This is a genomic window from Neorhodopirellula pilleata (assembly GCF_007859915.1).
Lineage (GTDB): Bacteria > Planctomycetota > Planctomycetia > Pirellulales > Pirellulaceae > Rhodopirellula > Rhodopirellula pilleata.
On the sequence record NZ_SJPM01000009.1, the window covers coordinates 71,453 to 92,824 of the forward strand.

Below are 21,372 nucleotides of genomic sequence, written 5' to 3' on the forward strand. Positions count from 1 at the left end.
TTTCAAATTCCAATGAGATGGGTAGGCTCGGGATAGCGTTTTGCGACTTTTCGGGCACAAGCACTCCGGAACTACTATACTGGAGTTCGTTGACCGCCGGGGGACTCGCGGACGATCAATTCAGTCGTTTCCGGCAGCGAATTCGCCAAGTTTCGCGTCGTTGTTTTCCTACACTCCCATTAGTCTCATGATCTTTTCCTCACCCCGCCTGATTGCGGCCTCACTGGCTATTGTTTTGATCGGGAGTTTTCCGTCTGTCAGCGCTGAGCAATGGACTAGTCTTCGGGGCAACAGCACGGTCGAGGCGACAATGATCGGCATGTGGGACGGGAGTGTCGTGTTGCGATTGACGTCTGGGCGTCGGGTCAGTGTCCCATTGGACGGCCTGAACGCGGAAAGTCGTATCCAAGCCAAACAAGTGGCCGCGGGGCTCGCTCAAGCTCGTCAATCGCTGAGCAGCGAACTGCAAACCGCCGCCCAAGCCGAAGCCGCGCCGGCACCCGATCCGCTCCCGGAACCTCCGGCGACGAACACCTACGCTCCAGTGCAACCCAACCTGCCGCCCGACCAAGCGTTCGCCCAGATTCAAGAACAGCTCCGCGCGGGACATTTAATCGCGATCTATGACGCAATGCCGCTTTCGTATCGCAACGAATTCGATTCGCTCGTGAAGTTGGTGATGCGAAAGCTAGAACCGACCTCGTGGGATGATTCGATGGCGCAAACGCACCGTGTGGCTGAATTGATTGTTACACGCCAAAATTGGATCCGCTCCTATCCTCGTTTGACCGGACCGGAAAGCGAAAACAACAACCCCAACGCGGTTGGTGAAGTTTTTCAGAATATGGTGCTTCCGGTGGCCAGTTATCTGCGTGCCGCGTTGGCCCCCGATCAAACCACGACGGTCGCAATCGGTGCTTCATCATTCGGCGATTGGTTGCGGCAACGCGATCAGGCGTCCGCACCTTATCTTGCAGTGTTGATTAGCCAATACGGCACCAGTGCACCGAATTGGATGTTGGGCGAAGGCGGCAAAGACCAAGTCATCTTGCAAGCGCAAGGTCCGGCATCGTCCAAAGAGGGTGCAGGAATGCTATCGATCGAGATGAAGAAAGTCGACGGCTACTGGATTCCGGCAAGCCTCGCCGATGGGTTTTCGGACTGGGTCAAGGAACAAACCGTTGCCTTGGAAAAATACGAGGATGGCTCGATGAGCGTATCCGCATGGCTCGGTGGGCAAGCCGTCGGTATGAGTTCTTTAGCGAGTGCCTCGAATAACACGAGTGATGCATTCGACTCGTCAATGAGTGGCGAATTTTCGGGTTCGGACGAAGCCGACTACGCTCGACAAATGGCCGAAGAACAAATGCGGATGGAGATGGAAATGAGCACGTCGGGCTCAGAGAGTTCGAGCGATGGCAGTTCGGGTTATTCCGCCGTTCCTCAAGGCAAGGCAGCCGAGTTCGCACCGGCACCGGTGGACGCCGAGACGATCGGAACCGTCCTGCAATCGATCGGCGTGCTTGGTGGCATGGCCGGGCCGCTCGAATCCGCCTCCGATGCCTCGATGTTTCATGCTGCGATGGAACAACTTGTCTCGCCGCTTGCGGCTTTGGCCGATATGTTTGGTTCATGAAACCACTACGAATCGCGATCATCGGCGGCGGGCTTTCCGGACTCGCCACGGGAACCCATTTGCGTCTTCGCGCGGCCGAATTGGCTGAGCAATCAAGAAACACGCCTGAATCGCCTCGCGAGGTGGAGCTTTCGCTGTTCGAATCGTCCGAACGCGTCGGCGGGGTGATTCATACCGAACGGATTTCCACTCCGGCCGGTGAGTTCACGGTCGATCACGGCGCGGACATGTTCGCCACCAATCCACCTTTTGCCTTGGACTTGTGTCAACGATTGGGCGTGGCCGATGACTTGTTGTTTCCCAAACCCGACGGACGTGGAGCGATGATCGCCCGCGGCGATGGGCTAATTCCCATCCCCGAAGGATTCGTGTTGATGCGGCCGACGAAGGTTTGGTCGATGATGACCACACCTTTGTTGTCGGTTGCGGGAAAGACTCGTCTGTTGGCCGAACGGTTTGTTCCTCGGCGAGCGACGGACTTAACCGACGAAGGCGTCGGTTCGTTCGTTCGACGTCGCTTGGGCCAAGAATGTTTGGACAACATTGTCGCGCCCTTGGTGGCCGGGATTTACACCGCCGACGTGGAACGACTCAGCATGGCGGCGACGATGAAACCGATCTGGGACATGGAGTCGTCCGACGGTTCGCTTGCCCGGGCCACGTTGCGGCGAATCAAAAGCGGTGAAGATTCCACCGAACAAGGCAGCAGCGGTGCACGTTACGAAAACTTTCGCGCCTTCCCCGGCGGCATGATCGAATTCATCAAACTATTGGCCGGACAGATCGGTTCGTCCCACATCCATTTGAATTGTCCGATCGAATCGATCTCGAAAACTGATCAGGGCATTCGCGTTCAAGGGGATCGCGTCAGCGAGGGCGATGAACTCTTTGATCACGTCGTCCTGAGCACACCGGCGTCGGTTTCGTGTCGATTATTGCAATCGATGCAGTCGTCCGTTTCGGCCGACGTCTCATCGGCGATCGATCAAGTCGTTGCTGGGCTGTCGGCGATTCCCTATGCATCGACGGCGATCGTGGTGATGGCGGTACCCCGCAATTGCATCGCGCGGATGCCCAAGACGTTCGGGTTCGTGGTGCCTCCCAAAGAGCAACGCTCGGTATTGGCGGGCAGTTTCGCGAGCGAGAAGTTTCCGCAGCGGGCACCGGACGACCACGTCATCATTCGGGCTTTCGTCGGCGGCGTGTTGAATCCACAAATTCTTGAAAATAGTGACGATGAAATCGTTCGGATCGTCGCCCGGGAACTCGGCGACTTGATCGGACTGCAATCGCCCGACCGTGTCATCGATGAAGCCGCGTTCGTCCGCGTCGTGCGGTGGAACCGGGCGATGCCGCAATACGAAATCGGCCATCTGGAAAAGACCAACGCCATCGAGTCGGCGATGGCCAAGATTCCGGGCATTGAATTGCGCACCAACGCGATCGGCGGAGTCGGCATCGCGCCCGTGATCGGCGCGGCCCGACGGATGGCCGAAAAGTTACTTGCGTAACGTGATCAGTGACAACTCCGGTCGGCAATTCCACCTCAGTAGATGCACGCCTCCTAAACCGCGAGAGACGTGCATCGTGGTAGGGGCCCGATAAAAATCGCCGGACGCCCATCGACTGCCGTGCCAACTCGGGCTCAAGATCGGCCCGGCCAACGGCAAGCGACCCTGCCCGCCGTGGGTGTGTCCGCATAACATCAAGTCGATCCGATGGCGGCGTCCCCAATCGAACTGGTCGGGACTGTGACTTAAACACAATCGAAACACATCCGTCTCTTCATCGTCGTCTTTTCCGGCCGCTAACTCCTCATCGCTGGGGCGATCAAACCAGGGTGTTTCGTTGCCGATCAACAGCACTCGGGTGCCACGGAGCCGGCGGCTCTCGCAACGCCCGCCCAGATCGTTCCATCCGGCCTTTTGCATCGCACGTCGCACGTCATCGGGGTCGGAGATCCGGGTGTCATGGTTGCCAAGGATGAAATGACATCCGTCTTTCGAACTCGAGTCGGAAAACAAATCCGGTAACCAATCGATGCACTCGGGAACATCCGCAATGTCCCCTGTCAACGCCATCATGTCCGGTTCGAACGCGTTGGCGTGATCCAAGACGTCCGCGATATAATCGGGATGAAAATGCCCGGTGAAATGAACATCGGAAAGATGAGCGATGCGATACCCATCAAGTGAATTCGGCAATGACGCGATCGGCAGTTCGATCCGTTCGACGGCGAGGTCGAAAATCTGATTACCGGGTATGTGAGCGGCCAAACGGCATTGGCGAGTTCGGGCAAACGCATGCACCCGCCGAGCATCGCCTCGAATGACTTGAACTTTCCGATCAACGTGAACTTGCTGCAATCCCCACAGAGGACGCCAAAGAAGCCAAAGCGTTCCCAATACCGAACCAACCGCCAAACAAACGATCCCGTAGAGAAGCAACGACCACGGCAACACGCCGAAGGACGCTTCACCGTGGACGATTCGCGACAAGGAATCGAATTCGATCCACGCGACCGATGCAGCCGTTACCCACGTTTCAGCGAACGTCGCCTTGACGATCCGTTTGATCGTTCGCCGCCGCCAACCCAGAGCATTGACTCGATTGTAGATCGCCAACCGCAATCCGAAATGCGACAAGAACGCGGCGATGATGATCCCGGCGGCAACCGCATTCACGAAAGTTCTTTCGGTTTGATGATCGCGAGGCACTTCATTTGGTCGGGCTCGATCGGGATCGTCCAATCCGCGAGGTCGCGGTTCATCACCGCCAACGCCGCCGTCGGCATCGCGATCATCTGTCGGGTCAACCATCCGACCGCTTCGCTGATTCCCGGATTATGCGCCAACAAGAGCACGGTCCGAGGAATTTTCAACGAATCTTCATCAGGCAGGATCGAATCCTCCCGCACGACGTTGAATATCTGTTGTGGCGTGGCCAGATACAGTCGTTTGCTCACAAAAATGGGGGTCTGCTCACCCCATTGTTCCAACATCAATTCGGCCGTCTGGCGGGTGCGAACGGCGGATGAGCATAGAATCAGGTCAGGCCGTAGTCCGTTTTCGTCGATCCATTGGGCGATTTCCGGCGCATCGCGTCGACCTCGATCATTGAGCGGTCGGTCATGATCGGATAAACCATCTCGACTCCAATCACTTTTGGCGTGTCGCATCAAGATTAATCGGCTACCACTAGCGGGGGTTTGGGTTGACGTCATTGGCTCATTGGATCGTGGTCACAATTGAAGTAGGCTGAACACTACCATACTTTTCTCGTCATCTCGCACGTATGAATGGAACTTGGAATGTTGACCTCGTTAAAGATTGCCTCGGGTGGAATTGTCGCCGTCATCATGATGAGCACGGGGTCGTTCGGTGTCTTGCTTCACGCCGACGACTGGACCGGTTGGATGGGCAACGCACGCGACGGCGTGTACCGCGAATCGGGCATCGTCGATCGCATTGATGATTCGGGTTTGCCGATTTTGTGGCGAACACCGATCGGAGGCGGTTATGCAGGTCCCTCGGTCGCAGATGGTCGCGTTTATGTTTTCGACTACGTTCGACAAGCCGGTGACGCCTTCAACTCTCCCGACCAACGTGCCAATTTAACTGGACAAGAAAGGGTGACCTGTTTGGACGAGAAAACAGGAGCACCGATTTGGGTCCACGACTACGAATGCCCTTACAGCATCTCCTATCCGGCGGGCCCTCGTTGCACGCCGACGATCGACGGCGACCACGTCTACACGCTCGGCAGTGAAGGCGATTTGCATTGTTTGGAAGCCGCGAACGGGCGGGTTGTTTGGCACCTTTCATTGAAAAAAGACCTCAACGCCGACGTGCCGATTTGGGGGTTCGCGGCGCATCCATTGGTTGACGGCGACCTGCTTTACACGATGGTCGGCGGTCGAGGGCAAGGCATCGTCGCGTTTGACAAAAAAACGGGACAAGTTCGTTGGAAACAACTCGACACCGTGGCCGGCTATTGTCCGCCCTCGATCATCGAAGCGGCTGGCGTGCGTCAGTTAATCGTCTACAGTCCTTCGGGAGTCGACGCCCTCGACCCACAAATCGGAACACCGCTTTGGCACATCGATATCGAACCGTTGTACGAGATGTCGATCACGCGTCCGATGAAAGACGGCAACTTGTTGTACGTCAGCGGAATCCGAACCGAATCGGTGTTGATGAAGTTGGGAACCGATTCGCCCTCAGCTACCGACGTCTGGCGTGGTGAACGAGATCATTCGGTTTTCTGTTCCAACAGCACACCATTGTTTGTCGACGGCGTGATCTATGGAACCGACTGCAACGAAGGAAGTTTGATCGCGGTCGATTCGAGTAACGGCGAGCGACTATGGAGCACATTCGCCGCCACACGGCCCGAGGAAGAACGATTCGTCAAACACGGCACCGCATTCATCACTCGTATCGGTGACACCGACCGCTATTTTCTGTTCAGTGAAATCGGTGACCTTGTGATGGCCGAGTTGACCCGTTCGGGTTACCAGGAATTAGGCCGAATGCACGTGATCGAACCGACCGGCGAAGCGTTCGGGCGAGAGGTCGTTTGGAGCCATCCCGCGTACGCAAATCGAACCGCGTACATTCGAAACGATCAAGAAGTCGTCGCGGTGAGTCTGGCGAAATAAAGAGTTCCGATTATGAAAGCTTCGACAAATGGCAAGCGCTCGAACATAGGTTTTTGGGCTCAACGCTCGTAGCATTCGGTTTTTTTAAAGGCAATTGATACAAGCCCGTCGCGCGACGGTCTGTTGATTTAGTCGTTTAACGGCAAGCCGCAGGCGACAGAGCTTGAGAACGCAGACGCCTGCGGCTTGCCGTTAAACGAAAACGCCCAATCGTGCACTCAATCAACAGCCCGGCGAGCGAGAGAATCAACTCCAAACCTCGCAATAACAGCGACTCCACTCGCTTGCCGGGCTGTTGATTTAGTTGTACACCGAATGACAACCATTAGCCGATGGGCGTTAGCCCCGGTTAACGGCCGTGGAAACCGCCGCTAACGCGGTACGGCTAATTAAATCAACACGCCGTTACGCGTCGGGCTTGTATGTTTGCGGCGTAGCCGCCTGCGTGTTTGATGGATTGACTTGTGCACTGTGTCGTTACGAGCCGCTCAGCGAAAATCCCTGGTCTTCATCACCAGACCTTCGGTCATTTCGGTCATGTCATCGACCCGGCCGACGATCACGTGAATGATCCCTTTGCGGTTTTCTAGTTTGCCGTCGACGATCCACGCATTGCTCGCTCGGGCGATCTTGAAGAATCGTTTCCAGACCGCCGCGAACAGGACCAAGTTCATGCTGCCGGTTTCGTCTTCGATGGTTACGAACGTGATGCCTTTGGCCGTCGAGGGTCGTTGACGCATCAACACCAAACCTGCTACGCGGACGTGTTGCCCGTCGCGAAGTTCCGGCAATTCGTTTGCCCGTCGGCAACGAAGCTGATCCAGTTGACGTCGCATGAAAGAAACCGGGTGTGCCTTGAGGCTTAAGCCGGTCGTTTGGTAGTCGCGGTGAACCTCTTCCATCGGGGACATCGCGATCAACTCGTCCGGCACGCTACGGTCCGGTTCCAGCGACGACAACAACGGCATGTCGATCGACGCGTCTTCGGTGGCGAGCGATTGCCACACGGCGGCCCGTCGATCGTTGGCCATCGACGCCAACGCATCGGCATCGGCAAGCGTCGCGATGCAACCGCGAGTCAAACCCGCTCGCTGCGTCAGGTCGGTCAAATCGGCAAACGGTCCGTCGCTTTGGCGGCATTCGGCGATCCGGTAAGCCACCGACATCGGCAAACCCCGAATCATCTGCAACCCCAAGCGGATCGCCGGTTGGGGACGGTTTGGATCGTCGATCAATCTTGTTTGGTAGTCGCTGTGATTGACGTCCGCCGGATGAACGCGGACGCCGTGGGCCCGAGCGTCAGCGACCAACTGAGCCGGTGCGTAGAACCCCATCGGTTGGCTGTCCAACAATGCCGCGCAGAACGCGGACGGATAGTGGCGTTTTAAATAACACGACGCGTACACCAACAACGCAAAACTGGCCGCGTGAGATTCAGGGAACCCATACTCACCGAAACCGCGAATTTGGTGAAAGACCTGTTCGGCGAACTCGCCGGTTAAACCGTTCGCACGCATTCCTTCGAGGAGTTTGATGCGAAATTGGTCGATCACGCCCGGACGCCGCCACGCCGCCATCGCGCGGCGGAGTTGGTCCGCTTCGCCTGGTGTGAAGCCCGCCGCGACGACGGCTAAACGCATCGCTTGCTCTTGAAAGATCGGCACGCCGAGCGTTTTCTCGAGCACTCGCTTGACCGCTTCGTTGGGATAAACGGCCGCCTCCGGATTCTCTCGGGCCGCCAAGAACGGATGCACCATGTTGCCTTGGATCGGGCCTGGCCGAACGATCGCCACTTCAATCACGAGATCGTAAAAACAACGCGGCTTCAATCGAGGCAACATGCTCATTTGAGCCCGGCTTTCGATCTGAAAAACACCCATCGTGTCGGCTTGGCAGATCATTTCGTATGTCGGCACGTCGTCCGGCGGGATCGTCGACAGGGTCAATTCGCGGTCATGATGTTCACGCACCAATTCAAAACAACGCCGGATTGCCGACAACATCCCAAGGGCCAATACGTCGACTTTCAAAATGCCCAGCTCGTCCAAGTCGTCTTTGTTCCACTGGATCACGCTGCGACCAGGCATGGCCGCGTTTTCGGTCACGCACAACTCGCACAGATTGCCCGCCGTCATCACCATCCCGCCGACGTGTTGCGAAAGGTGCCGCGGAAAGCCGATCAACGTTTCGGTAAAATAGATGAATCGTTTGCCCAGTGGTGTTTCCGGATCCAAGCCGACGTCTCGGCATCGTTCGGGGAGATCAGGGTTGTTCTGGTAACTTCCGGCAAGCTTGGCGATCGAATCGATCAAATCCGGCGAGATCCCCAACGACTTGCCGACCTCGCGGATCGCACTCTTGGCGCGGTAACACGTCACCGTTGCCGTCATCCCGGCTCGATCGCGGCCGTACTTGTCGTATAAGTACTGCAACACCTCTTCACGACGTTGGTGTTCAAAATCCACGTCGATGTCGGGAGCCTCGTTGCGTTCGCGGCTGATGAATCGTTCGAACAACAAATCCGTCTGGGTCGGGTCGACGGCCGTGATTCCGAGGCAATAACAAACCGCCGAGTTCGCCGCCGAACCGCGACCTTGGCACAAGATCCCACGCGACCGGGCGAATCGAACCAAATCCCACACCGTTAAGAAATAGGCTTCGTAATTCAAGTCCGCGATTAACGTCGTCTCATGACGCAGCATTTCGATCACGCGTTCGGAAACGCCTTCGGGCCAACGTTGTTTGGCGCCTTCCCAAGTCAATCGTTTGAGATGCTCGATCGGCGTCATGCCTTCGGGTGCCAGTTCGACGGGATATTCGTAGCGAAGATCATCGAGGCTGAATCGACACCGATCGGCGACCTCCACCGTTCGCGCGACCGCGTCGGGGACGTCCCGGTACAGCGCCGCGATCTCGTCAAGGGTCCGCAAATGATGTTGGCTATTGCGCATTCGTTGGCCGGGCACTTGGTCGATCGTCGTTCCATGCTTGATCGCCGTGATGCAATCGTGCAGCAACATCCGCTCGGGATGGTGATAGCGGACGTCGCCACAGGCCAACATCGGCACGTCGCACGCGATCGACGTGTCGCGAAACCATTCCGCCCGTCCGGCATCATCGACGCCGCGATGGAACGAAACGAGCAAGTAACGGCCGTCGCCAAAGACATCCCGGAATCGGCCACGAAGAAACGACCGAGTCCGATCCTTTGGCCCTTGGTTTGCATCGTTTGCCCGGCCGGAGCCGTCGTCGGTCAAAACGGCACCGGCGAGGATGCCTTCGGAAAAGTCGGCGACGTCAGAAAACGAGAGTTCGCAGCGCCCTTTTTCGCATCGCATCCGGCCCAACGAGAGTAGCCGACACAACCGACCGTAAGCCGCCCGATCGGTCGGCCACAGGACCATCGGAGGTGCATCGGTGCAGTGAACCTCCGCACCGACGATGTATTTCAATCCGAGTTCCTTGGCCGGTCCGTGCCCCCGCACGACCCCGGCGATGGACTCACGGTCAGTGATGGCCAGACCTTCGTATCCCAATTCCGCCGCTCGTTGCACCAATTCGTCAGCGTGCGACGCCCCTTCGAGGAACGTGAAATTGCTCCGGCATTGAAGTTCCACATAACGCATCTTTTTTTGCCGCACGATTGCCAAGAATTCCCCGTCCGCCACGAATGAACCAGTCATGAATACTTACCAAGCCTACCGCAGCGACGCCCAAATGGACCACCCGAACGCGGGTTTTTCCGCTCAAGATCATTTCGATGCGGTCCAGCCGACTCACCCGGTTCTGATTGGATACCTGTTTTGGGTGATCGGGTTCACTGGCGCCCATCGTTTTTACTTTGGCAAGCCACTCACGGGAGCCCTGTGGTTCTTCACCGGTGGGCTTCTTTTGATCGGGTGGATCGTCGACTTGTTCCTGATTCCGGCGATGGCGGAACAGGCCGAGCGGCGTTATCGCCCCAATTCGATCGACTACAGCGTCGCGTGGATTCTGCTGGTCTTCTTGGGGGTGTTCGGCGTCCACCGGTTCTACATGGGCAAGTTCGTCACCGGTTTAATATACCTGTTGACCGGCGGCTTGCTGGGGATCGGTTACGTCTACGATATCTGCACGCTCAACGAACAAATTGACGAGACCGAGGGCGGCGGGTTCTAATCAGGGCGGACTTTCGTCACGAACCACTCTCGATCGAGGCCACCATGTTGTTTCGCCTGTTCGCTTGCCTTGCCGTCGCATCGTTAACCGGTTTGAATTCCTCCCAAGCGCAGCTTGTGGTACAACAGGTCCCGTTCCAGTCGGCCGGAAACTCGTACTACGACGCCACCGGGCTGACCTGGGGTGTCAACGGTCCTGGTTTTTTTGCCAATTTCAACGGTAACGGTGCCGTTGCTCCGTTTGGCAATTTCGATCCCAACGCGGGCCTACGCACCGGGGTCGGATTTCGCAACGGACCCTGGTCCGGTCACTTGGGCTTAACACTCAACCAAGGCAGCAGTCGGTCGAACCAATCGACGACCGCGTCATTGACGACGACCGACGGTTACCCGGGCAGCATCACCAGTCAAACGGTGCGTCCGTTTGTGACCGGAGTGGTGCCGATCGTCGGAGGGGCGCCGGTTGGTTTCATCCAAGACATCCCACCGGTTACGTCCACCGGCCAACAAAATCTCGCCAGCGTTGCCCAGCAACAACTCGCGGAAGTTCAACAGCGTCAACAGGCCAATCACGACGCTCGACAAAAAACCGCTTACCAATCTTTTCAACGTGGTTTGAAAGCGGAACAAGACGGCAACCTGCGAATGGCTCGCGCGAACTATCAAAACGCGTTAAGGGTTGCCGAAGGCGAACTTCGCGTTGAGATTCTCAAACGCGTTCAAGCCAACAACTGGTGACCAGCGGTAGACCGTTAACTCGTGTGGACCGAGTGAGCCGAGTCGCGTGAGCGGCCGGGCGTTGCTCCGTTGCCCGAGGTCTGACGGCCTTCGGCTCACTTTTGAATTACCTCCTTCGATTCAATTACCTGCCCAAACTCAACTTTTCGCCAATTGGATGAGTTTCTCCACACCACGTTGGAGCATGGCATCGCTCGCGGCGAAACTGATCCGGAAATGTGAGTCACGCTGGCTGAAGATTTTCCCTGGGATGATCAGCAAACCTTGTGAGATGGCTCGTTCGACGAACGCCTCCCCGCCGGCTTGCCCGGGCGCTTTCGGGAACAGATAGAACGCACCACCGGGTGAGGTGAGTTCGTAGTGCGGGGACAGTTCGTTGACGAGGTAATCGCGTTTACGTCGGTAATCGTCGAAGTTGGCTTGCAGCGACACGTCCATCGCCCGCAGCGCGCCCCACTGGGCCGGTTGAGGGGAACAGACGAACGAGTATTGTTGGATCTTCAACATCGTCGCGATGATCGCCGGCGGTCCGTGAACGTAACCCACTCGCCACCCCGTCATCGCATGCGATTTACTGAATCCGTCGATCACGATCGTATCCGGGTTGTCGGCGGCGGGTGAATAAAACGTGCCGTCGTAAAAGAATCGACTGTAGATCTCGTCGGACAGCAAGGCGATTTTCTTGTCCGCCGCGATCTGCGCGACCGCCCGTTGATCCTCTTCGCTGGCGACGACGCCGGTCGGATTGCCGGGACTGTTGATCAAGATCATCTTGGTTCTGGGCGTGATGGCCGCTTCGATCTTGGCGGGATCGAGCCGGAAGTCGGGGTAGGTATCGACCATCACGGGGACACCGCCGCACAACCGGACCAAAGCGGGATACATGACGAAGTAAGGATCGGTAAAAATCACTTCGTCGCCGGGATTGACCATCGACAACATCGACAGCATCAATCCGCCGCTCGTACCGCTGCTGATGAACACGTCGCGATCTTGCCCGGGATACTTCGACCGCACGTCGGCCAAGATAGCCTCCCTCAGCGGTGCAATGCCCTGGGTCGGTGAGTACGCGTTCTTACCCGCGCGGATCGCCTCGATGGTGGCTTCTTTGATTTCATCGGGGACATCAAAATCGGGCTGTCCGATCGACAAATTGATCGGATCCTTCATTTTCGCGGCCAGGTCGAATACCCGGCGAATGCCGCTGCTGTCAAACGAAGCGGTCCGATCAGCGATCCAAGGGTGCATGAGAAAAGACGGGTTGCAGGGAAACGATGGCGTGGTCGAGTTCTTCACGCTGAAGAACCATGAACGATGGATGTCGACTATAATCTCCAATCCGATCTCTCGCGATGGCGGTCATCGACCGTCGTCATTCCCACCTTATTGTTTGACGTGTTGGCAATGTCTGTACTTCCTCCATACGGCCGCTGTGCGGTTTTGCTTTTCTTCGCAGTTGCCATCACGGTGATCCCGACCGGAATCATTGTGGCGGCCGAGAGACCTAATGTGGTCATTGTGATCGCCGACGATCAAGGTTATGGCGATCTCGGTTGCACGGGCAATCCGATCATTCAAACCCCGAACATCGACACGTTGGCCCGGGAATCTTCGACGCTGAGCGATTATCACGTCGCACCGACCTGCTCGCCGACCCGATCGGCCCTGTTGACGGGGCACTGGACCAACCGCACGGGCGTTTGGCATACGATCAACGGGCGTTCGATGCTGCGGGCCGACGAAGTCACCATCGGCCAAATCTTTCATGACGACGGTTACCGCACCGGCATGTTCGGCAAGTGGCATTTGGGTGACAACTATCCTTACCGCGCCGAGGACCGCGGTTTTGATGAAGTCTATCGTCACGGCGGCGGCGGCGTCGGACAGACGCCGGACTATTGGAACAACTCGTATTTCGACGGCTCGTACTTTCACAACGGCAACGTGGAACCGGCCGAGGGTTTCTGCACGGACGTGTTTTTCGAGAAAGCCAACGACTTCATTCGCGATTCGGCCGCACGGCAGGTTCCGTTCCTGGCTTACATTTCCACCAACGCGCCGCACGGACCGCTGCACTGTAAACCTGAGGACATGCAAAAGTACGCCGGCCAGCCGGACCGAATCGCGGCGTTCTTTGGCATGATCACCAACATCGACGAGAACGTCGGCCGGACTCGCGAGATGCTCGACGAACTCGGGATCGCCGACAACACGATCTTTGTCTTTACAACCGACAACGGAACTGCCAGTGGCGACGACGTGTTCAACGCGTCGATGCGTGGCAAGAAAGGCAGTCCTTACGAAGGCGGCCACCGGGTGCCGTTCATGATGCACTGGCCCGCCGGCGGAATGGATCAAGCTCACGTGTCCGACACGTTGTGCCACGCCGTGGACGTTGTGCCCACGTTGATCGATTTGTGCGGCGTCGCGTCGCCCGACGCAGTGAAGTTTGACGGCGTTTCGATTCGTGACTTACTGACCGCATCACGTGACGAATCGGTTGCCGCGACAACTAGCTGGAACGAACGGATACTCGTCACCGATTCGCAGCGTGTTCGCGATCCGATCAAATGGCGTCAATCGTCGGTCATGCAATCGAAGTGGCGATTGATCAACGGAACGGAGCTATACGACATACAATCCGATCCCGGCCAGCAAACCTCGATCCATGGTGAACATCCCGAAAAGGTCGCCGAGCTACGAGCGTTCTACGAAGACTGGTGGGCGGAACTCGAGCCGACCTTTGCGCGAACGACTGAGATCGTCATCGGACATCCCGATCATCCCCGCGTGGAACTCACCGCACACGATTGGATTCAAGAAGCGTTACCGCCATGGAACCAAGGCCAGATTCGAGAAGGCGGTCTACCTCGCCGGCGCGGCAAACAACCCGTTGCCGCATCGACTCACCAAGGGCACTGGGCGGTTAAGTTTGAACGCGATGGGCGCTATCAGTTCACGTTGCGACGTTGGCCCGAAGTTGCCGCCACCGGCATCACCGATTCGTTACCCGCCGAACCGAATGTTCCCGGTGCCGACTTGGCTTTCCGTGCCCGTCCCGGCGTGGCATTGGACGTCGATCACGCGGAACTGATCATTGATGGTCAAACCGTGGGTCAAAAACCAATCTCTGAGGCAACCGATTCGGTTTCGTTCACTGCCAAAGTCACCGCTGGCTCGCACCAACTATCGCCGGTTTTCTCTGGCAAGATCGGTACAATCGGAACATTTTATTGCACCGTGGAACGGGTTGGCGGTTAAACGCGACGCCTTCAACTCGATTAATTTTTCGCAAGTGAACCAATCTTCATAAAAGCCACATGAAAAACATCGCAAGCTAAACGATTATTCCAGTTCGCCGAGCGAGGTGGGGCAATTATGAAGATTATTAAGATCGCGTGCTGCGCTTCGGGACACCGACGAACCGATGAGAGTTGCGGGAAGAACGGATTCTTCCAGGTTTGCAAGAACCCCGCAATCATGACTAATCGAAGGGATGGATCCCATGAGTTTGGATCAAAGATGTATCCGTAGGCGGATGCTTCATCGTTGGATCGGCGTCACGCTGGTCGGCTCGGCTATTTTCGGAAACGTCTCATTCGCCGACACCGGTGACTTCGACGGGTTTCTCACCGCCGCGAGCGCGTTTCAGGCGGAAGCCCCCACAGGGATCGGCACCGGTTCGGCGGTCCCGAACGTGAACGAAACTCCGAACGTTGATGGGTTCGTGCCTGACGCCGTGGAATCGGTTCCTGCGGGAATGATCGAGAACGCTGAAGAAGACGCTGACGCAGACGAAGCCACCGATATCGAAAAACTCAGCGAGAAACTCGCCGCACTGCAAGAAGATTGGGACGAGTACCAAGGCGAACTCAAAGCCGAAGCGGCCGCGAAAAAGAAAAAATCCAATTACAAACTCGGTGGCCGAGTTCACATCGATCAATGGACCTTCTCCGAAAGCGACGAAGGCATCAATGTCATTGAGAACGAGGACCCGGATTTCAGCCCGGAGAATCGTTGGTTGTTCCGTCGTATCCGGTTGGAACTTGCCGGCGAAGTGCCGCAAAACATGCTGTATCGCATCCAAGTCGACTTCAACAATCCGGCGAGCGCGGAAATCAAGGATGCTTATCTAGGTTGGACCAACCTTCCCAATAACCAAACGTTGATACTTGGTCACCAAAAGCGACCGCTCGGTTTGGACCATCTCAACAGTAGCCGCTACAACGTGTTCACTGAACGTCCACTGGCGGTCGAAGCGTTCAATGAAGACGCCCGTCGTTTTGGTTTATGCATGTATGGACACAACGACGATGAGTCCGTCGGTTGGGCGTATGGCATTTACAATCTCGAGAACATTAGCACCGACGGTCGCTTCATCGGCGACTCATATCAAATGGGCGGTTACTCGCGACTGTGGTCATCGCCATGGTACGACGAAACCAGTGGCGGACGCGGCTACCTGCACTTGGCCATCGCGGGAGCGGTTGCCAAACCTGACGGCGATGTGGGTGACGACGAAACCAACAGCAACGAAGGCCGATTCCGAACACGCCCGCTCGCCCGCAGCGATCAGCGTTGGCTCAATACGACCCGGATTCCCGGTGCCGATTGGTACCAGCACATCGCGTTTGAATCGATCTTGAACTTGGGTTCGTTGCAGATCACCGGCGAATACATCATGACGCCGTTGCAACGCGAAGCCACACCGGGGGCAGCCATTCCAGCGGACCCAGATGATCTACCTGGATACGCCTTCGATGCGAACTTGTCGCGAAACATGTTCTTTCACGGCGGCTATATCTATGCCTCGTACTTCTTGACAGGTGAGCACATGCCTTACCAACGATCCTCGGGAACGCTCGATCGTGTGAAACCGCATGAGAACTTTTTCTTGGTCGATCGGATGCGAGGTGGACGTGGTTTGGGCTGGGGAGCCTGGCAAGTGGCCGCCCGTTATGACTTCCTTGATCTAACCGATGGCGGCGTCAATGGTGGCGTCGGGCACATGTTCACCGCCGGCCTCAACTGGCACTGGACACCGTACTCGAAAGTACAAAACAACTTGGTCTATGGCAGCATTGATGATTCCGGGCTCGCTAACTTGACCGGTGGTACCGCCGTCGATGCGGGGGACTTCCTGATCTTCGGAAGTCGCTTCATGATCGATTTCTGATCAATCAACAAAACCTTTTTATCATTACCAAAAGCGAAATTCATAACTGAAGGATTGAGTCATGAAACGATATCAACTAATCCCGATCGCGCCGGCGATCGGCATGCTGGTCGGACTGATGATTGCGACCGTCACGGCATCGGCCGCCGGCCCGTGTTGCCTGTTTTGCCAGAAAGGACGTTGCAACGTCGACGTCGACGTCGAAGAGGTCGAGATCAAAGGCTTTGACGTCGAATGCGAAGCCATCTGCATCCCACCGCTGCGATACCCTTGGGAGTGCGGGCCACTGAAAAAATGCGGCAAGATTCGCTGCGTGAAGAAACTCGTTAGTGATAAGCGGACGGCGAAGATTTGCACGTACGACTGGGAAGCCGTTGTCTGCTGCCCCGAGTGCCGATCGAAATTGCATCAGTGTGGTTCGTCTTGCGATAACGGAACCTGTTGCGACAACCAAGGATGCGATTCGCCCAGTATGCCGATCTGTGATTCAGTCGGATGCTGTGCTGATGATTCAACACCGGCGACCGCGTCGTTGGCTCAACGTCCTTCCGGAAATGGTCTCGAGTCTTCGGAAGTCACCGAAGTCATCATTGCCGAGATCGCGGACGTTGCCGCACCCGAGGTGACCGTGGCGTTGGTTCACGCAATCGGCCAAGCCACCCCGGACGCGGACGGTTGGGTCCGAGTGACCAACCTCGCGTCCGGTTCCCTTTCGGCGGCAGGCGAGTTGATCGAGTAGAACTCGCCAAGCCGCATGTAGCTCTCCATCCCCTAGGTGGCGTCGACTTTCAGTCGATGTACCTGGGATTGGCGACTGAAAGTCGCCACCACCGATTCTTTGTGCACTACTTACTTCCGAATGACAGCCAGCCAATCCTCGCCCGCGTCTTCGGGCGGGGATCCGAGGGAAACCCGGCCACCGCCGGAGACTTGATCCACCGAACCGGATTGCAAATTGCCACCGACGCGTGGGTTGAACCAACGAACGTTCAGCGTTCCCGCAACCCCGGTTAAATCAAGCTTCGTTTCGTCGCCATCGGGAATGTAAACCAAGTAGAGTTCATCCGGTTTTGCGAAACAGAACGTCGCCGGTTCGTGATCCGGGTTGCCCACCAAGGCGTCCGCGTTGGTCATCTCCCAGAACGGGATCGAATGATCGTGAAAGAATCCGATCGCGATCCGGCAATAGTCCCAACTGCGATCGCGACTGCGCCAATCTTCGCACACGATATCGTTTTGGTCGAATTGATAGCCGAAGTAATATTCGCATCCGGCACCACCGCCCATCAACGTCGCCCACAAGGTTTGCTTGCGGACTTTGTGTTCGGTGTAAACCATCTTGCCGGTGCGGTCGTGACCGTCGAAGCCGTTGTACCCAAGGTCCGGGCATTGGGCGTGGGCGGCCGATCCCGATTCATCAAACGCCACGATCCATGGCTTGCCCGCCCGAGCCGACTTTTCAACCCAGCGGACCGTGTCGGAGTGAGTCGTTTCCAAGCTGCTGTTTTGCAACGACACGCCGGTCAATCCGGATCGGTCACCCAACAAGGGGTCGTAGACTTGGTCTTGTTGATTTGGGAACGTGTGGATCACGATATTATGATCGTAAGCATCCAACTGCGCGATGTAATCGATCATCGCTTTGACCTGCTCGGTCGTTTGGGTGTTCTCTTCACCGAGGTTCCAGTTCAACGCCAAGTTGTGACCGAACCGCGCGATCAGTTCCCGACAATACAACTTTCGTTGAACACCGAGATCGCCGCCGTCGAGGCTTTCGTTCACACGACCGCCGCCTCGCTTGGTGCCTTTGTCGTGGTCATCGTTTTCGGTCTCTTGCATCTTGAAATGCAGGTACATGCCGCGTGCCGTGCCGTGATCAAATACGGTGCCCCATTGATCCAGTTTGCTGCAATCATAGTGCAGCTTGTCATCGCGGTGGATGAACGGCCACACGTTGTCCCCGTCGCCGCCGGCGTTGTAGGTCAGGAATGAAAAGGCGTTGCAGCCTTTGCCGGATAGATAGTTGATCGCACCGATCAAACCCTTGCCTTGTCCGTCTTTCCAAGTCGGATCGCCGGGGTTCCAGTCTTGCACGTGAGATGCCCAGGTTTTCAGCGGTGCCTTCTTGGGGTTGCCCGCGATCGTGTTGTCAAAGTCGACATAACCGAGCAACGTTTCGGGGGCGTCGGCGCCCGCCTTCAAGAAATACTTTCCCGATCCGGCGAACTGCAGGTAGTGCTTTCCGACATATCGCAATCGGCCATGCGCTCGCAGGTCTCGACCGGTCTTATCCGACGCGGCGATCTCGATCGTCCCCGAACGACCATCGAAGTCGGGTAAGGGCTCGGCCGACGCATCGGCATCGAGAGCCACATGTTGGCCTTTCGCGAACGAGATCTTGTAATCCCAACGTCCCGGTCGGTCGGGGACGAAATGAACCCGCCATACCATCCCCGATTCGGCCGAAGTGTTGACGGCGTTGCCATCGGCGGCGAAGTAGCCGGGCACGGTGTACTCGATCGAATCGCCCGCGTGGGTGAACGTGGCGTTCATGCGGTAGTCCGTGAAGGGATTGGGTGCGTTGTCCTTTTCATGCGCGTACGGCCCGTGCAGATCCAAGGTGACCTTGTGCCATACTTTGGTTTCACCATGCACCGTAACGTTACCGTCCCCGTCGCTTTGACGTGGGGTCTGTAACGGTGCGTCGCTGACCGGTTTCGTTGGGCTACCCGTCGTCGGGTTGGCTTTCGTGTTGCCGTCCATTGTCGGTGCTGCAACGGCGGTGAAGGTCGGTGGTTGCTCCCCCGCGTGAATGACCGAATCGGGGCCCTCGTCGGTCGGCCTTTTGAAATCCCGATCGGTGGTCATCAGCCACTTGTCAAACTCGAAACCATCTTCACGCATCGAGAACTCGATCGTGTGCAAGCCGGTTGATGGAATGTCCAGATAGATCTTATGTGGCTCACCGCAGTGTTCCGATTCGGTGCGTTGCTTACTTTCCCATCGCCATTGGTTCTTGCCTTCACACCACTGCAACCGCTGGCCGCTTTCGGGCCACTGGCCGTCGATACCGACGTGCAGGCCGTTGTCTTCCGGTCCGCTGGAGTAAGCACGCACCCAAACGTAGTAACGACCGGGTGTTTGAAAATGGACCCTGTAGGAGACGATCGCCATCTTGCCGGGCTCGGGCGAGAAGTTCGTTCCTTTAATGAGTTTGTCACCGTGAGTCCGCCGAGTATCGGGCAATACTTCAAGATAGGCTCCACAACTCGCACCGCCCACGTGATTCGGATCGCCATCGGCACCCACGTCAGGGGTCCTGTCTTGATGTGTCAAGTAGAACGCGCGGGTATCCGTGGCGGTTTGGCGGACGAAGTGTTCGGCTTCAACGGCGACGATACCATCTTGTTCCGCGAACACGAGTGATTCCTCGGCAACGGGACTTTGTGCGACGATGAACGAGGACGAGCCTAGTATCACCGATAACGCAAGGAGAACGGGACGGAACATAATGCTTCCAGACAAAGGAGTGGGGAGACTGGGGAGTTTCATTTGCAAAGACTTCACGTCACGCCGACGGTATCGGTGTGAGAACCATCGGGCACAGACTCAAGAGCGGTTGCCACGGCACCGGCAACATCAAGGGTCGACGACGAGCCGCCCAGATCAGGGGTTCGAACGTGCCCTTCTTTCAAGACCGCAGCGACCGCGTTCTCGATCGTTCGACCGGCACGGATGCAGATTTCATCCTGATGCCGATCGCCGAGCCAATCCAGCATCATGGCGGCGGACAGGATCGTGGCCATCGGATTGGCGACGTTCCGCCCGGCGAGTTGAGGAGCGGTTCCGTGCGACGGTTGAAACAATCCGTGCTCATCGCCGATTTCCGCTGACGGCCCCAAGCCGAGTCCGCCGACCAATCCGGCACCCAAGTCGGACAAGATGTCACCGAACTGGTTTTCCATGACGAGCACGTCAAAGTCCCACGGGTTTTGCACCATGTATAGACTCATCGCGTCGACATACACGGCATTGTGTTCGATTTCCGGATAAAACTCCGCAACATCCATGAACACCTCTCGAAAGAACGCCATGCTGCGAAATACGTTGGCCTTGTCGACACAGGTCACCATCCTGCGACCGTCGCGAGGGCGGCCGCCACGACGTTGGGCTAATCGAAACGCATAATCACTGACTTTGGACGTTCCCTTTCGCGTCACCACGAGCGTGTCGGTCGCGACTTCGTTGCCGACCTTCGCTCCGCCACCGAATGAAGCGAACAGACCTTCGAGGTTTTCACGAATCACAATGAAATCGATTCCCGGGCCGGTGTCCCTCAACGCACACGGGGCACCCGGATACAACTTCACCGGTCGAACAGCAGCATACACGTCCAACGCGCGGCGCAACCCCACCATCATCGTGGGTTGAACCTCCGTGCCGTCAGGATATCGCACGTCGGGTAATCCGATCGCCGTTAGCAAAACCGCGTCCGCCTCCAGGCAAGCCGACATCACGCCGTCGGGCAGAGTCTGCCCGGTTTCGCGATACAGTTCCGCACCAGCCCGATAGGACGTCAACCTTAAGTTCAACCCGGCTGTCAGCTCGCACAGACGATCGAGCACGATGCGGGTGGCGTCCATGCATTCCGGGCCGATTCCGTCACCCGGTAAAGCAGCGATTTCATAAGTTTTCACGGATTATCCTTTCATCAGATTGAGTCGTCGGACCGACTTTAACTCGATCCAAGGCGTGACCTGTTGATCAAAGTCATGGAAATGATCGGTCTCGCGATGTTCCGCGAAAGCGTCGGCGTCCAAGTAAGTTTCGTACAGAAAGATGACGTTCGGATCGGATTCATCGACGAGCACATCGAACTGGCAACATCCCGGTTCTCGTTCGACCGAATCTTGGGCTTGTTGAATGACTCGTTTCGTGAACGCATCGATCCATTGAGAATGGATGCGGAACGTCACGGCAACGGCGAAGGTGGGTTGAATCATTT

At 56.9% G+C, this 21,372-nt stretch carries 15 protein-coding genes; 8 read left to right on the forward strand and 7 right to left on the reverse strand.

The window, feature by feature from the left end:
* Positions 1 to 310 precede the first annotated feature (310 nt).
* Positions 311 to 1,636 (forward strand): hypothetical protein, encoded by a 1,326-nt coding sequence (locus tag Pla100_RS19555; protein WP_231603255.1) that lies wholly within the window; start codon positions 311 to 313, stop codon positions 1,634 to 1,636.
* On the forward strand, positions 1,633 to 3,147 hold the full coding sequence (gene hemG, locus Pla100_RS19560) for a protoporphyrinogen oxidase (RefSeq protein ID WP_146579389.1): 1,515 nt from the start codon (positions 1,633 to 1,635) through the stop codon (positions 3,145 to 3,147). Before Pla100_RS19555 ends, hemG begins: the two co-directional genes overlap by 4 nt.
* Here the strand turns inward: hemG and Pla100_RS19565 are convergent.
* Entirely contained in the window at positions 3,136 to 4,320 is a 1,185-nt protein-coding gene (locus Pla100_RS19565; RefSeq protein ID WP_197168100.1) for a metallophosphoesterase, read from the reverse strand. The two genes, hemG and Pla100_RS19565, sit on opposite strands and share 12 nt — an antisense overlap.
* Positions 4,317 to 4,814, reverse strand: a complete 498-nt coding sequence (locus Pla100_RS19570) for a SixA phosphatase family protein (RefSeq protein WP_231603256.1) — start codon at positions 4,812 to 4,814, stop codon at positions 4,317 to 4,319. The genes Pla100_RS19565 and Pla100_RS19570 overlap by 4 nt, the downstream gene beginning before the upstream one ends.
* A 132-nt stretch (positions 4,815 to 4,946) precedes the next feature.
* Here Pla100_RS19570 and Pla100_RS19575 point away from each other — a divergent pair, with 132 nt between their 5' ends.
* Positions 4,947 to 6,296, forward strand: a complete 1,350-nt coding sequence (locus Pla100_RS19575) for a PQQ-binding-like beta-propeller repeat protein (RefSeq protein WP_231603257.1) — start codon at positions 4,947 to 4,949, stop codon at positions 6,294 to 6,296.
* 488 nt (positions 6,297 to 6,784) lie between these two features.
* On the opposite strand, the gene Pla100_RS19585 is transcribed toward Pla100_RS19575, so the two are convergent.
* Positions 6,785 to 9,922, reverse strand: coding sequence for an error-prone DNA polymerase (locus tag Pla100_RS19585; protein ID WP_146579593.1), 3,138 nt, complete (start codon positions 9,920 to 9,922; stop codon positions 6,785 to 6,787).
* Positions 9,923 to 9,977: 55 nt separating this feature from the next.
* Here Pla100_RS19585 and Pla100_RS19590 point away from each other — a divergent pair, with 55 nt between their 5' ends.
* Together Pla100_RS19590 and Pla100_RS19595 are read left to right on the forward strand one after the other, a co-directional pair.
* A complete protein-coding gene (locus tag Pla100_RS19590) occupies positions 9,978 to 10,454 on the forward strand; it encodes an NINE protein (protein WP_390620629.1) in 477 nt (158 codons plus the stop codon).
* 44 nt (positions 10,455 to 10,498) lie between these two features.
* On the forward strand, positions 10,499 to 11,191 hold the full coding sequence (locus Pla100_RS19595; protein WP_146579393.1) for a hypothetical protein: 693 nt from the start codon (positions 10,499 to 10,501) through the stop codon (positions 11,189 to 11,191).
* Positions 11,192 to 11,329: 138 nt separating this feature from the next.
* Here Pla100_RS19595 and Pla100_RS19600 read toward each other — a convergent pair whose 3' ends face one another.
* Positions 11,330 to 12,439, reverse strand: coding sequence for a pyridoxal phosphate-dependent aminotransferase (locus Pla100_RS19600; RefSeq protein ID WP_146579597.1), 1,110 nt, complete (start codon positions 12,437 to 12,439; stop codon positions 11,330 to 11,332).
* A gap of 66 nt (positions 12,440 to 12,505) precedes the next feature.
* On the opposite strand from Pla100_RS19600, the gene Pla100_RS19605 reads away from it, so the two are divergent.
* The 3 genes from Pla100_RS19605 to Pla100_RS19615 all read left to right on the forward strand — a co-directional run bounded on the left by Pla100_RS19605 (position 12,506) and on the right by Pla100_RS19615 (position 17,106).
* The gene (locus Pla100_RS19605) at positions 12,506 to 14,452 is read left to right on the forward strand and encodes an arylsulfatase (protein WP_231603258.1); all 1,947 of its coding nucleotides are present in this window, start codon (positions 12,506 to 12,508) and stop codon (positions 14,450 to 14,452) included.
* Positions 14,453 to 14,696: 244 nt separating this feature from the next.
* On the forward strand, positions 14,697 to 16,367 hold the full coding sequence (locus Pla100_RS19610; RefSeq protein WP_231603259.1) for an OprO/OprP family phosphate-selective porin: 1,671 nt from the start codon (positions 14,697 to 14,699) through the stop codon (positions 16,365 to 16,367).
* Positions 16,368 to 16,428: 61 nt separating this feature from the next.
* Entirely contained in the window at positions 16,429 to 17,106 is a 678-nt protein-coding gene (locus Pla100_RS19615; RefSeq protein WP_231603260.1) for a hypothetical protein, read from the forward strand.
* Positions 17,107 to 17,216: 110 nt separating this feature from the next.
* On the opposite strand, the gene Pla100_RS19620 is transcribed toward Pla100_RS19615, so the two are convergent.
* The 3 genes from Pla100_RS19620 to Pla100_RS19630 are packed head-to-tail and all read right to left on the reverse strand — an operon-like array spanning position 17,217 to position 21,370.
* Positions 17,217 to 19,877 carry a DUF5060 domain-containing protein gene (locus tag Pla100_RS19620; protein ID WP_197168080.1) on the reverse strand — a complete coding sequence of 887 codons (2,661 nt, stop codon included), beginning with the start codon at positions 19,875 to 19,877 and terminating at the stop codon, positions 17,217 to 17,219.
* A 53-nt stretch (positions 19,878 to 19,930) separates the two neighbouring features.
* On the reverse strand, positions 19,931 to 21,064 hold the full coding sequence (locus Pla100_RS19625; protein ID WP_146579395.1) for an isocitrate/isopropylmalate dehydrogenase family protein: 1,134 nt from the start codon (positions 21,062 to 21,064) through the stop codon (positions 19,931 to 19,933).
* Between the two features lie 3 nt (positions 21,065 to 21,067).
* On the reverse strand, positions 21,068 to 21,370 hold the full coding sequence (locus Pla100_RS19630; RefSeq protein WP_146579396.1) for a putative quinol monooxygenase: 303 nt from the start codon (positions 21,368 to 21,370) through the stop codon (positions 21,068 to 21,070).
* Positions 21,371 to 21,372 lie beyond the last annotated feature (2 nt).

Coding starts and splice junctions, on each gene's coding strand:
- Pla100_RS19555 (WP_231603255.1), top strand. CDS start 311: ATGATCGGCATGTGGGACGGGAGTGTCGTGTTGCGATTGACGTCTGGG.
- hemG (WP_146579389.1), top strand. CDS start 1,633: ATGAAACCACTACGAATCGCGATCATCGGCGGCGGGCTTTCCGGACTC.
- Pla100_RS19570 (WP_231603256.1), bottom strand. CDS start 4,814: ATGCGACACGCCAAAAGTGATTGGAGTCGAGATGGTTTATCCGATCAT.
- Pla100_RS19575 (WP_231603257.1), top strand. CDS start 4,947: ATGTTGACCTCGTTAAAGATTGCCTCGGGTGGAATTGTCGCCGTCATC.
- Pla100_RS19585 (WP_146579593.1), bottom strand. CDS start 9,922: ATGCGTTATGTGGAACTTCAATGCCGGAGCAATTTCACGTTCCTCGAA.
- Pla100_RS19590 (WP_390620629.1), top strand. CDS start 9,978: ATGAATACTTACCAAGCCTACCGCAGCGACGCCCAAATGGACCACCCG.
- Pla100_RS19595 (WP_146579393.1), top strand. CDS start 10,499: ATGTTGTTTCGCCTGTTCGCTTGCCTTGCCGTCGCATCGTTAACCGGT.
- Pla100_RS19600 (WP_146579597.1), bottom strand. CDS start 12,439: ATGCACCCTTGGATCGCTGATCGGACCGCTTCGTTTGACAGCAGCGGC.
- Pla100_RS19605 (WP_231603258.1), top strand. CDS start 12,506: ATGGATGTCGACTATAATCTCCAATCCGATCTCTCGCGATGGCGGTCA.
- Pla100_RS19610 (WP_231603259.1), top strand. CDS start 14,697: ATGAGTTTGGATCAAAGATGTATCCGTAGGCGGATGCTTCATCGTTGG.
- Pla100_RS19615 (WP_231603260.1), top strand. CDS start 16,429: ATGAAACGATATCAACTAATCCCGATCGCGCCGGCGATCGGCATGCTG.
- Pla100_RS19620 (WP_197168080.1), bottom strand. CDS start 19,877: ATGTTCCGTCCCGTTCTCCTTGCGTTATCGGTGATACTAGGCTCGTCC.
- Pla100_RS19630 (WP_146579396.1), bottom strand. CDS start 21,370: ATGATTCAACCCACCTTCGCCGTTGCCGTGACGTTCCGCATCCATTCT.